This is a genomic window from Dietzia cinnamea NBRC 102147, from assembly GCF_001571065.1.
GTDB classification, from domain to species: domain Bacteria; phylum Actinomycetota; class Actinomycetes; order Mycobacteriales; family Mycobacteriaceae; genus Dietzia; species Dietzia cinnamea.
Map to the genome: position 1 here is coordinate 1 of NZ_BCSW01000039.1, position 10,650 is coordinate 10,650.

General features: G+C 66.4%; 12 protein-coding genes and 2 pseudogenes. 6 read left to right on the top strand and 8 right to left on the bottom strand.

Annotation, left to right across the window (positions count from 1 at the left end; all coding sequences use genetic code 11):
* Nucleotides 1-435: 435 nt before the first annotated feature.
* The 8 genes and pseudogenes from DCI01S_RS12340 to DCI01S_RS18170 form a co-directional block, all read right to left on the bottom strand.
* The gene (locus DCI01S_RS12340; RefSeq protein WP_061229501.1) at nucleotides 436-777 is read right to left on the bottom strand and encodes a hypothetical protein; all 342 of its coding nucleotides are present in this window, start codon (nucleotides 775-777) and stop codon (nucleotides 436-438) included.
* A 164-nt stretch (nucleotides 778-941) separates the two neighbouring features.
* Nucleotides 942-1,653, bottom strand: a pseudogene (gene fabG, locus DCI01S_RS12345) (3-oxoacyl-ACP reductase FabG).
* Nucleotides 1,650-2,303 carry a class I SAM-dependent methyltransferase gene (locus DCI01S_RS12350; protein ID WP_082767792.1) on the bottom strand — a complete coding sequence of 218 codons (654 nt, stop codon included), beginning with the start codon at nucleotides 2,301-2,303 and terminating at the stop codon, nucleotides 1,650-1,652. The pseudogene fabG and the gene DCI01S_RS12350 overlap by 4 nt, the downstream one beginning before the upstream one ends.
* Nucleotides 2,300-3,229, bottom strand: a complete 930-nt coding sequence (locus DCI01S_RS12355) for a hypothetical protein (protein ID WP_156482592.1) — start codon at nucleotides 3,227-3,229, stop codon at nucleotides 2,300-2,302. Before DCI01S_RS12355 ends, DCI01S_RS12350 begins: the two co-directional genes overlap by 4 nt.
* Nucleotides 3,230-3,291: 62 nt before the next feature.
* Nucleotides 3,292-4,446 (bottom strand): hypothetical protein, encoded by a 1,155-nt coding sequence (locus DCI01S_RS17275; protein ID WP_156482593.1) that lies wholly within the window; start codon nucleotides 4,444-4,446, stop codon nucleotides 3,292-3,294.
* Between the two features lie 267 nt (nucleotides 4,447-4,713).
* On the bottom strand, nucleotides 4,714-4,926 hold the full coding sequence (locus DCI01S_RS17280) for a hypothetical protein (RefSeq protein WP_132064161.1): 213 nt from the start codon (nucleotides 4,924-4,926) through the stop codon (nucleotides 4,714-4,716).
* A gap of 94 nt (nucleotides 4,927-5,020) precedes the next feature.
* Entirely contained in the window at nucleotides 5,021-5,227 is a 207-nt protein-coding gene (locus DCI01S_RS17905) for a helix-turn-helix domain-containing protein (RefSeq protein WP_061229506.1), read from the bottom strand.
* 51 nt (nucleotides 5,228-5,278) lie between these two features.
* Nucleotides 5,279-5,512: pseudogene (locus DCI01S_RS18170) on the bottom strand (helix-turn-helix domain-containing protein); the annotation flags it as partial.
* A 1,019-nt stretch (nucleotides 5,513-6,531) separates the two neighbouring features.
* On the opposite strand from DCI01S_RS18170, the gene DCI01S_RS12375 reads away from it, so the two are divergent.
* The 6 genes from DCI01S_RS12375 (at nucleotide 6,532) to DCI01S_RS12400 (ending at nucleotide 10,636) form a co-directional block, all read left to right on the top strand.
* Nucleotides 6,532-6,861 carry a hypothetical protein gene (locus DCI01S_RS12375; RefSeq protein ID WP_061229507.1) on the top strand — a complete coding sequence of 110 codons (330 nt, stop codon included), beginning with the start codon at nucleotides 6,532-6,534 and terminating at the stop codon, nucleotides 6,859-6,861.
* Between the two features lie 40 nt (nucleotides 6,862-6,901).
* Entirely contained in the window at nucleotides 6,902-7,642 is a 741-nt protein-coding gene (locus tag DCI01S_RS12380; RefSeq protein WP_156482594.1) for a DUF8176 domain-containing protein, read from the top strand.
* On the top strand, nucleotides 7,639-9,318 hold the full coding sequence (locus tag DCI01S_RS12385) for a cutinase family protein (RefSeq protein WP_082767795.1): 1,680 nt from the start codon (nucleotides 7,639-7,641) through the stop codon (nucleotides 9,316-9,318). Before DCI01S_RS12380 ends, DCI01S_RS12385 begins: the two co-directional genes overlap by 4 nt.
* Before the next feature lie 119 nt (nucleotides 9,319-9,437).
* Nucleotides 9,438-9,992, top strand: coding sequence for a DUF6668 family protein (locus DCI01S_RS12390; protein WP_156482595.1), 555 nt, complete (start codon nucleotides 9,438-9,440; stop codon nucleotides 9,990-9,992).
* A 42-nt stretch (nucleotides 9,993-10,034) separates the two neighbouring features.
* Nucleotides 10,035-10,334, top strand: a complete 300-nt coding sequence (locus tag DCI01S_RS12395) for a hypothetical protein (protein WP_061229511.1) — start codon at nucleotides 10,035-10,037, stop codon at nucleotides 10,332-10,334.
* A 5-nt stretch (nucleotides 10,335-10,339) separates the two neighbouring features.
* Nucleotides 10,340-10,636, top strand: a complete 297-nt coding sequence (locus DCI01S_RS12400) for a hypothetical protein (protein ID WP_061229512.1) — start codon at nucleotides 10,340-10,342, stop codon at nucleotides 10,634-10,636.
* Nucleotides 10,637-10,650 lie beyond the last annotated feature (14 nt).

The window sequence follows — 10,650 nt, forward strand, 5'->3', positions numbered from 1 at the left end:
AAAACCCCTGTTCACAGGCATTCCCCACGTATTCCACACCGATTTGTCTGGGGGGAGTACAGGTCATGCCGCTTGTGTCGGGGGGTGCCCTTAAACTGGGCGCGCTTCCTTCAATTGGGGGTGCGGCTCACTCATCCGGAGCCGTTGCCTAGATGGAAGGAGGTGATGTGATGGGAACTCGTCGAAATGGCGAGAAGCCGACCTTCTGGGTCGCTGTGGTAGGAGCCACGGCCCAGGTCGGTCGACTTCTCTTGGATCTCATCCGCTTCGGAACTGACACCTAGGTGCTAGTTCCGGGAAGGCGTCGGGGCTGCAACCCCGGCGCTTTCCTTGTGTGGTGATGTTATGTCTGGCCCACCGCCGTGTGCAATAAATCCGGGCCGAGTTCTTCCGCTGTGGCTGTTTCTACGCTGCGGGTCCGACACTCGGGCCGGCTTAGGGGGCGACGGGCAGGGCCTCGGAGCGGATGCTGATACCGAGGTTGCGAGCTTTGGCCCCGGTGAGCAGGGGGTGGTCCTGGCCGTTGCTGTCGGTGTAGATGGTGGCGGCCAGGTCGTGTTCGTCGGCGTCGATGATGACGTCGTCACCGATTGACAGGCTGGCGTGGGCGTTCTCGGCGAGTTGCTTGCGTAGCTCGACGTCGTAGACGACCTGGCCGGTGAACTTGCGGGCGGTGGGGTTGTAGGCCCGGTGGAGGACTTTGATCGTGAGCACGTTCGAGCCGGACTTGAGCTGGTTCAGCGAGCCGATTTCGATGACGTTGCCGTCGATGACCATGGTGGGGTCCTTTCGGGTTCGGGGTGACTGCGGTCGAGAGCCCAGCGTAGTCGGCCCTGACCGCTGCGCCGTGGGCTGAGCTCGGCCGGGTCAGCATCTGGGGGGGTTGGAGACTGTGGATAGGGCGGGAAGAGCTGCCCCGGTCTCGGTGCTAGCTCGGTAGTTCAGTGCCCCATGCCCACCCCGCCGTCGACGTTGAGCACGTTTCCGGTGATGTAGCTGGCTTCCTCGGAGGCCAGGAACGCGACGGCGGAGGCGATCTCCTCGGGCCGCGCGAATCGGGCGAGCGGGATCATCGAGGTACCGAGTTCTTTGGCTTTGTCGTCCATGGCGTCGGACATATCGGTCTCGGTGAATCCCGGGGGCCACGACGTTCGAGGTGATGCCCTTGATGCCGAGCTCGCGGGCGAACGAGCGGGCCATACCGATCACGCCGGCCTTGGAGGCGGTGTAGTTGACCTGGCCGGGGACGCCGGACAATCCGGATGCGGATCCGATGAAGATGATGCGGCCGTACTTCTGCTTGAGCATGTTGCGGGTCGCTCGTTTGGCGATGCGGAACGCGCCGGCCAGGTTGGTGTTGACGACGTCGAGGAACTGCTCTTCCTTCATCCGCATCACCAGCGTGTCCTTGGTGATGCCGGCGTTGGCCACGACCACGGAGACAGGGCCGAAGGTCTGCTCGGCGTAGGTGAACGCGGCATCGACGGACGCGGGGTCGGTGACGTCACATTCGACGCCGTGGATGCCTTCGCCGACGCCGCTGCCTCGGTGGGTGCCGACGACCGTGAAGCCGTCGCGGGCGAGTCGGGCGGCGATAGCCGCGCCGATCCCTCGGTTGGCACCGGTGACCAGGGCTACGCGTGCGTCGGTCATGTGTGATCCTCCTGGGGTCGTCGTGCAGAGAACAGCGCGACTTGGCCGACCCGCCGGGTGCTGACCTCGGTGTAGCCGCGGAGCGCGTTCTCCAGTTCGTCCATGGTGTCGTCGGCGTTACCGAACACGCCGAGCCTGTTGTAGGTGCTATTCAACGCTCGAGCTGCGAGCGTCGCGGTCTCGGTATCCGGGATGAGGGTGGAGCCGAAAATGGTCCCGCCAGGCCGGAGGTGGTTGCGGAACTGGGAGAGGCGGTCCCACTTCTCGTGACTGGGGATGCAGTGAAGCAGGAAGTTCAGACCGATTGAGTCGAAGCTGTGCTCACGGGGGAGCGGGTCGAAAAAGGACTGCTGGAGGGAGGCGACGGATCTGCCGTGGCCAACTCTGTCGGACGCGGCTGAGAGGCAGGAGGCGTTGAGGTCGAGCAGGGTGAGCGAGGGGGAGTCGATGCGCTCGAGGAAGTAGCCGGTCCCGGGGCCGACATCGAGGTGACTGCGGCCGGCGTGGCTGCGGTAGTGCTCGACCATTGTCGCTGTCGGGCAACGCCAGATCAGTCGATTGGTCAGCCCGAGGACGCCCGCGTCGTAGAGCCTGAGAGTGACGGGGTTGTAGATACCTCCGCTGGCGCCGCGATCGCGTGATTCGCTCATGCAGTTCCTCTTCTACGCAGCATTACAGTGGCCGCCCCGCCTTCCATGTCTGCGATTGGGACCACCTTGGCATCGAACTCGATGCCATCTAACTCGACGGGGAAGACGCCGGCTTCATAGAGGTCGTACTCGGTCACGAGACTGCACAGCGCCTCGTAGCTCAGCGGGGCGTCTGCACCGACACTGGTGACGGCACTTCGCGCAAGGCGGTTGACCAGTGCAAGCGTGATGGAGGCGAACTCGACGAGTGGCCCGAGGAGGTCCGGAGGTTCCTGCGTGCGCTCGGCGAGGACCACGCTGGTGCCGATGATCCGTCGCTGCTCACCCTCGACGCGGAGTCGGCCTCCGCTGAACATGTGCAGTGGGGGAGCGTCCGGCAGGTTGAGAGTCCACTCATATCCGACCCACGTGTTGTCCGGGTCGAGCACCGCCGCTTTGTAGCGCGTGACAAGGGTGGCGGCGTCGGACGGGGTCAGGAATCGCCACAGATCTTGAATCGGCCGCTGTTCGCCGGCGACACGCCCGTCTGCCATGAGGGAAACGTCGTCGCCGGCAGTGACAGTGGTGAGGTCGGCCAGGTCCATTACCCACGAGTTGAGCACGCAGCGCTCAACCGGCGGGGTGGGGTGGAGCCAGACGGCGATTCCGGTCGGGCCGCACTCGGGATGTTCGACCAGGTGGTAATCAGCGTGCAGGCCGGGAGTCGAGCATGTTCGGGTGCGGGCGTAGTCCGTGATCAGCCTTAAACCGTCACGGTCGAGGTCGAGCAGGTTGCTCTTGACGGCCCGTCGGAGCGTGCGCTGGCAGGGGACTCCACCGATGGAGTGAACCATCAGATCTCCATCGCCTCTGTCTGCGAGATCGAAGACGATCCATCTCGGATCAAGCCGCACGTGAAGCCTCCTGACGTGGTCAATGACGGGCACAGCCTATGGTTTCGAGCTCAATCTCGGGCGATCAACCTTCCCCCGATCGCCACCCTCGGGCGTTACCTGGCGAGGCCGAAACGGTCGTTCTCCGCCGACCTGCGCTGCCGTCGTCGCAGGATTGAACGGATGGCGTCCATGTGGCGTGACACCTGCTCAGGCGTAGCCGCGCGTTCTTCAGCTGCGGCGGCGGCCTCGGCCCGTCGGCGCTGCTCTTCGAGGGCTTGCTGTCGGTGCTGCTCAGCCACCTGACTAGGTGAGGGGCCGGCAAGCACGTCCCGGAGCCGGGAGAGGCGATGCCGCAGGAACCCCGACGGATTGGTGATGGTGGAGGGCCAGTCGCGGGGGTTTTTCCTGGCGTCCTGGTTGAGGACCGCCACCAGATCGCGGCCTGTCCAGCGGTCGCAGTCGACCAGCTCGGCCACTACGTCGACGAGGGAGCCCAGATGCTGGCCGTTGTCGAGGCTTTTTGCTGCGGCGACGAGCTGGGCGGTGACGATGTGTGCCTGGCGAGGCCGCTCTCTCCCCTGGGGTCTTGGTGAGCGCCCGGAGGGCGCCGTCGCGCGCTTGCGCGCGTGTGTGGGGGAACGCTTCTTACGGGGAGTTTTACTCCCCGTAGAACCGCTACGCGGTAGAGACGATTTTGTGTACCACCTGCGGGGAGTCGTCAGCGCCCATGTGGATGCAGCTCGGATCTGGACTCCGTCGTGATGCACGGCTGCCTGAAATCGTTCCTCGACTGTGAGGTACCGCCCCCGCGCGACCTCGACCGCGAGTTCCAGCGCCGCCAGGACGGCCCGAGCTTTCAGGACAACATCGTGGCAGTACGGACGAGCGCGACCCGCCAGCTCAGCAGCGACCCGGCCGATAGTGGCGTTGGAAGCGGTGACGCCGCGCCCGGTGCTGGAGTCTGCAAAGTGAGCGCACGCCCGAGCTACGAGCAGCACGGTCCGCGAGGACACGCCCCACTTCCGGCACAGCTGCCGGCCCGGAGCGCACGCCAACTCCGCCGCGGCGGCCGTGAGCCACTTGGTGCGACTTTGCCACACCAAGGCCGGCTGCCGGCCGTCGAGTGCCCAGGAATGGCCGCGCTGGCCGCGCAGCATGTTTTCTTTCTCGGCATCCTCGATCCGCTGGCGGATCACGTCGCCGAGGTTGGGTTCTTGCGTGTCATCGAGGTCTATTGGCGCACCCTGCGACTCGCCCAGCATTGACATGCTGGACACCGCATTTGGGTGTGCGCTACCCTCGGAGCTGTCTCGCACGACAGTTCCTTCCATTGGGAGGGAGCGCAGATCAGAAGCAGGTTTGGTCGCCTGTCCTGATCTCAAACTTCAAGGACGTCACCCGATTCCCGTCGGGTGGCGTTCTTTTTTGTTTGTGAACGCTCCGCTGTGCAGTTGTCACGCAGGTACTCGGTGGTCAGTCGATACCCGCGTCAGTGCATGGTGAGAGGCGTCCTCCTGTTCAGTCGTGGTCGGTTCTTAACCGGCTTGGAGCAGCTCCTGCTGCCCGCCCCGGTGGTCCTTGGGTACGGCTTCGTACGCTTCGACGCCCAGTCGGACGATCTCTTCGACAACCTGCCAGCGTTTAGGGTTGCCGGATTCCCGCCAGAGGCGCTGCACGTCGGCGAACAACTTCTCGTCGATGAGCGCATTGAGTTGAGTGCGGCCTTCAGTGGTACGAGGAGGTGCCATGTGGATATTGCTATCACGGGTGTAGTTTCAGGTGTGTTATTTCCTAGGCGGGGCGGCGTGTCGGGCCGGTAATACTTAACGATACAGATGCGCGCTATTGGGTGGAACCCTTGAGCGTGTCGTTGGCGCGCTGCCATGCGTCACGCACGGCCTCCTGGGGCTCCCCATAGAGGTCGGCCAGGCTGGTGCACAGCGCCTCGGACAGTGGCGAGCCCCCCTGCTCGATGGTGGAGAAGGCACTTTGGCTGAGGCCAACGCGCTCGGCGACCTCGGACTGATTGAGCGCTGCGTGCACGCGCATGTCCGAGAGGGTTTCGCGGCCCGGGAGTACGCCTGTGAGGTCTCGAACGTTCAGCTCGAGGACTTGGGCTAGCGCGGCGAGTTTCGCTGGGGCTGGTGCCGTTCGGCCGGCTAGCCAGTTGCGCACGGTCGAGGGGTTGACGCCTACGCGAGCGGCGACCTGGAGGCCCGTAAGGCCGTGTCGAAGCATCGCTCCGCGAGCCACGGAAGGGCTGACATAGCCGGGCCTGCGAGCCACGCAACCTCCTGCATCTGGCGTGCAACTCGCATCATCATCGCAGTCCATTTCGGCCCCCTCAGCCCTTGCGCCGGTATAACTTAACGTTATAACCTAGCGTTGCCGACGCGATAGACAAGCTGGTCTATCAACTAAGTAGAGGCTCACCGGAATCGAGAGAGAAGCCCTTGAGCAAGCACCCAGCGTTCGCATACCGTGCCTTCTGCGCCCGTACCGCCGGTACGGCTCCGCACCGGTTGATTCTGTCCCGGTGCGATGAAGCGCAATCCCCACCACACGCGTGTGCTCTGCCGACTGTCGGCGCCCCCCTGGTCACGGGGCGCTGCCTCCTGCCGAGCGCCGCCCTCAGTGATCCGAGGATGCGATGAGCCATACCCAGGGAGACCTCCGTTCGGCCGTTCGCGGAGCAGCCATCGGCGCCTGTACAGCGCTGATCGCGTTCGCCGGCGTGTACGCGGCATCGGCCGCGACACAGTCAGGAATTGAGGAGGCGACTGCGCCCGCAGCTCGACCCTCGAACACGCAGGCCGGCGTGGATGTGGCCCAGAAGACGAGCGCGCCTCAGCGGTCCGCGAAGGCCGCTCAGGCGACCTCATCCCGGACGGCTGCGCAGCGTCCTGCCCAGGCGAAACAGGCCGGCCTAGCGAAGGCGGTCCAGCCAGCCCGTGAGGTGAAGAGGGAGGACAGGCGCGACGAGCCCCAAGAGGCGGCCTCTGAGGTCGACACCGCTCCGGCGCCGCAGGCTCCAACGCGGCAGGTTCGCTCTTCGCAGCCTGCGCCGGTGCAGCAGGCCCCGTCGTACCCGGTGCAGCAGGCCCCGTCGTACCCAGTGCAGCAGGCCCCGTCGTACCCAGTGCAGCAGGCTCCGGTTCGACAGGCTCCCGCTCCCGCTCCTGCACCCGCTCCGGCTCCCGCTCCTGCCCCGGCACCCGCGCCGCAGGGGATCACGATCGACCTCGGAGGTCGCGCGCCCGTCGTGCCGCAGGCCCCGATCCTTCCGAAGCAGCTTCACATCGGCTGACGGCCGCCCGGTCGTCGGTCCCACCCGTAGAGAAAGAGGAACAACCATGCTCACCGCCGCTTCTGCCATCTCCGGTGCGATCATCGCCGCGCTAGCGACCCTTGGCCCGATCGCTGCCCCCGTCATTGGAGCGGCCACCGCCGCCGGTCCGATTGCCACCGCTGGTACCGCGATCGCCGGGCTGGCTGGCACCGGAAGTGCCGCCGGTGGTGCCGCCTCGCTCGGTGCCGGCGGGGCCGCGGTCAACGCCAACCCGCACGCGGCGATGGGCGTGCAGAACGGGATCAACGACTCGATCAACCAGGCCAAGGACCACGTTGCCGGGTCGATCAACAACCTGAACATCCCGGGCGTGCCCCCGGTCCACTTCAACTGATCCCGCGTACTGAGCGCCGCACCGATCGAGGGGAGTGGAAATGAGCCGCGACGACGATCTGCCCGAGTGGTTTTCGGAGTCGTCAAATTCTGCTGACGACCGCGACGAACCTCGCCACTTAGAAGCCGTGGCCGGAGGCCCGGAGTCCGACGACGAGTGGTTCGACCAGGCCGAGGGCACCCCGTCGGCTGTCGAAACCCCGCCCGCGCGAGATAGCAGCCGGAAGCGGACCAAGCTCCTGTTCGGCGGCACGGTCGCGGCGGTACTGCTAGCGATCGGGGGCGGCGCGTGGATGCTGTCGTCGCTCTTGTCTGGCTCCGAGACGTCGGCCTCCCCGACGTTGACGGTCCCCACGACGGCGACCACCGCACCACAGGGCGGCGACGAGGTGGTGGCCGAGTCGGAGTGCGAGTCCTCCGAGTCGGCCACCACAGTGACGGGCAACGGCCGAGGCGACCGAGAGTCGGCCGCCGGCGTGGTCCTGGCCTTCCAGCACGCCTACTACGTCGCCAGAGACGCCGACGCCATCAAGCCGCTGTTGGCGAAGGATTCACCGATCACCAATCTCGATGCTCTTCAGGAGGGCATCGACTCAGTGGCCCGCGGGACAACGCACTGCCTGCATATCGAGCGCGACGGCGACGACGCCGTGGTCGAGCTGACCGAGACCGCTCCTGACGGCAGCGAAACGACCTACTACCAGCGCGTGACGACCACCCGTGAGAACGGGGAGGTCCGGATCGTCTCGATCGAAGAGAACTCTGAAGGAGCCAGCGAATGAAGCCGGGGAACGTGGCAAGGATCGGCGCTGTCATCACGGCGTCATCGTTGGCAGTGGTGGCCCAAGCGGGCGGGGTCCAGGCGCAAACCACGGCTAGCGCTACCCCCTCCGCTACGACGGCTCGACCGTTGACCTCAACCGCTACGGTCCCGACCTCGTCTCGAGGGACCTCGGAGGTGGCGTTGCCCGAGGGTGATGAGTGCCCGCTGGTGCAGCTCGTGGCGATCAACGGCACGACGGAGTCAACGAGAAACTCCAAGACCGACGCGGACACGGGATGGATGGCTCGCGTGGTGAGTCCCACCGTCAGAGCGGCTAACGCCGATGGCCAGGCGCGTATGAGCCGCACCTACGTGCCGTACCCGGCATCCTTCGGAGGCTTCGTCCCCTCAGAGGATCAGTCGAGTTATGCCGAGAGCGTCACCGTCGGTATAGAGAACGGGCGAAAGCTCATCGCCGAGACGGTCGAGCGATGCCCGGAGACCAAGATCTTCGTCTCCGGCTACAGCCAGGGCGCCCAGGTCGCCTCGGCGCTGGCTCGAGAGATCGGCGCCGGCTCCGGGCCGGTCGCTCCCGAGCAGTTCGCCGGTGCGGCGCTGATGAGTGATCCCACCCGTGCTCAGGGCGCTCCGATCTTCCAGGAGGGCTCGTCCCGGACGACTCCGGGGGCGGTGCCGGGCACGGAGGGTGCGGCGGTGTCGGCGATCAGCGTGGGCGAGGGTGCTCCGCGGCCGGAGGGGCGCGGAATCTCCCCGAACACGTCGGCCCCGGATTTTGGTGCGGTGGCCGATCGAGTCGCCTCGTTCTGTGTCCCGGGAGACCTGGCGTGTGACACCCCGCCCGACTCTGATCTGTTCCAGGTCGTAGCCAACATCGCCGGACAGAGCGAGACCGGGGGAGACCCGATCCGTGCGCTGGTCAACGTCGCCACCGTGGCGGGGCAGTCGGTGCTGTTCACGGCCGCTGAGACCATCGCCGAGGACGTGGAGTACTCCGACGGAAGTGGGTTCACCATCGCCCCGGCCAGCCGGGGCAACACCACGCTGTCGCGGATGGCGCGCTACTCCGATCCGACCCAGGTGCAGAACCCGACCGATCCGACCGCACTGCTGGTGGAGGCCGGGACCAAGCTGGCCGGGATGGCGCTCGGAGCGTCGATCACCGTGGCGAAGAAGACCCTGACGCCGGAGAACATCGCGCAGATCGCGGTGGCCGGCGCAGCGAGCCCGGCAGCGGCGGCAGCGGTGCTGGTGGGCCAGCTCGCTGTTGCGGCGTCTGAGGTCATTACTCCCGCAACCGTGGACTCCGGTTTGCAGCGGGTGATCGGCGAGATCGAGCACACGGTGTCGGATACGACGGGCCTGGTCGACTTGGCGACCCAGACCCAGACCTGGAACGCGATCGACGCCCACGGCATGTATGACCGCGCCCCGTTTACGGCATCAGGGCAGTCTCCGGCGGCGATTACCCAGCAGTGGGCGTTGGCCGTGGCCAATGACCTCGCCGTTGCCCGGGGGATGGAGCCGGTCAGTCAGATCAGCCAGTCCACGGATGCCGACCGCATGTCCCTGATCCGGTCGGGAGCTGGGGACGACCAGCTGTCCAAGCTCTCGGCGACGTCGCAGACCGCCGACATCGCCGGACTCTCCGAGGCCCTGGCCTCGGTGACCGCGTGACGCCCGCAAGGGACAAGACGAAGGAGGCGAGCATGACCAGCGCCCACAAACTTCCACGCCCATCATCGAAGGCGGTTCCCGGGTGGCTGGCGGTGCCAGCCGAAGGAGACCGCGCTCCGGTGTGGGACACACCCGTTCCTCGCCCCGCCGACAGTCGAACCCCGGTGATCTGGTTGCTCGGCGCCCACGGAGGGGCCGGGGTGTCGACCTTGGAATCCATGTGGGCGCCGGCTGCGGACAGTCAGCGAGGCTGGCCGTCCGCCGAGAAAGCGCCGTTCGTCGTCGTAGTTGCTCGGATGCACACGGTCGGCCTGAACGCAGCGCACCGGCTGTGCCTTCAGCACCAGGCAGGAGAGGTCGGTGGCTGCTCGCTGCTGGGCCTGGTCACCGTCGCCGCAGCCCCCGGCAAGCCGGACCTGACGCTGTCCCGTCGCCGCGAGCTCGTCGCCGCCGCTGCCGGGGCGAGCTGGCACATCGACTGGGTTCCCGAGCTGCTGGCCTGCGAGCCAACCGAACTGGCGCAGTGGACCCCGGACTACACGCCGCCGCCAGCAAAGCGCTTCGCCCGTCCGCTAGCGCCCACCGACGCGGTCCCGGAATCGGTCGCCACCGCTGCCGCAGAGATCTTCGCCGCGGCAGGCGAGCAGTGGCGCAACCGCCCTGGCAAGCCCTGACTCCATCTTCAACCGCATCACTTCACCACAAGGAGCACCACCATGATTGTCGAGACGATTCACGCCGCCGCCCCGGTGGCCGAGCAGGTCATCGCCGTCGGAGAGAACCTGTCCCCGATGGAGATCCCCGGTGCCGGCGAGAAGGTCGACACCGCCCTGGCGTACTTCATGTGGGGCTGCATCGCGCTCGGCGTCATGGGCGTGATGGCCGCCGGCGCCTACTTCATCATGGCTCGCCGGTCCGGCAACGGCGACGAGGTCCAAAGCACGGTCGCACGGATCATCGGCGGCTGCCTGCTGATCATGCTGGCCGGCCCCATCGTCAACGCCCTGGTCTCCTAACCGCCGTGCTCACCGACGTGGTGACCGTTCTGGCGCAGGACCCGGCGGTAGTTCTGCCACCGACCAGCCCTGTCGGCCCTCCAGCCGAGGCGATGACCCGGTTCACCCAGGCGGTCGGCTGGGTCAAATGGGGAGCCACCGCCGTCGTAGTCGCCGGAGTAATGGCAATCGGGGCGCTGCTGACGATCGACAACCGCCTAGTCGACCAGTACGGCCCTTCGATCCAGGCCATCACGATCAAGGTCATCCTCGGCTGCGTGATCGTGGCCTCCGCCGGACACATTGCCGACGTATTCATCTAGAGGGAGTTCCTGTT

Bases quoted from the DNA above. Each gene is read 5' to 3' on its own strand.
- DCI01S_RS12350 (WP_082767792.1), bottom strand. From the start codon at position 2,303: ATGAGCGAATCACGCGATCGCGGCGCCAGCGGAGGTATCTACAACCCC.
- DCI01S_RS12385 (WP_082767795.1), top strand. From the start codon at position 7,639: ATGAAGCCGGGGAACGTGGCAAGGATCGGCGCTGTCATCACGGCGTCA.
- DCI01S_RS12380 (WP_156482594.1), top strand. From the start codon at position 6,902: ATGAGCCGCGACGACGATCTGCCCGAGTGGTTTTCGGAGTCGTCAAAT.
- DCI01S_RS17280 (WP_132064161.1), bottom strand. From the start codon at position 4,926: ATGGCACCTCCTCGTACCACTGAAGGCCGCACTCAACTCAATGCGCTC.
- DCI01S_RS12395 (WP_061229511.1), top strand. From the start codon at position 10,035: ATGATTGTCGAGACGATTCACGCCGCCGCCCCGGTGGCCGAGCAGGTC.
- DCI01S_RS17275 (WP_156482593.1), bottom strand. From the start codon at position 4,446: ATGTCAATGCTGGGCGAGTCGCAGGGTGCGCCAATAGACCTCGATGAC.
- DCI01S_RS12340 (WP_061229501.1), bottom strand. From the start codon at position 777: ATGGTCATCGACGGCAACGTCATCGAAATCGGCTCGCTGAACCAGCTC.
- DCI01S_RS12375 (WP_061229507.1), top strand. From the start codon at position 6,532: ATGCTCACCGCCGCTTCTGCCATCTCCGGTGCGATCATCGCCGCGCTA.
- DCI01S_RS17905 (WP_061229506.1), bottom strand. From the start codon at position 5,227: ATGCGCGTGCACGCAGCGCTCAATCAGTCCGAGGTCGCCGAGCGCGTT.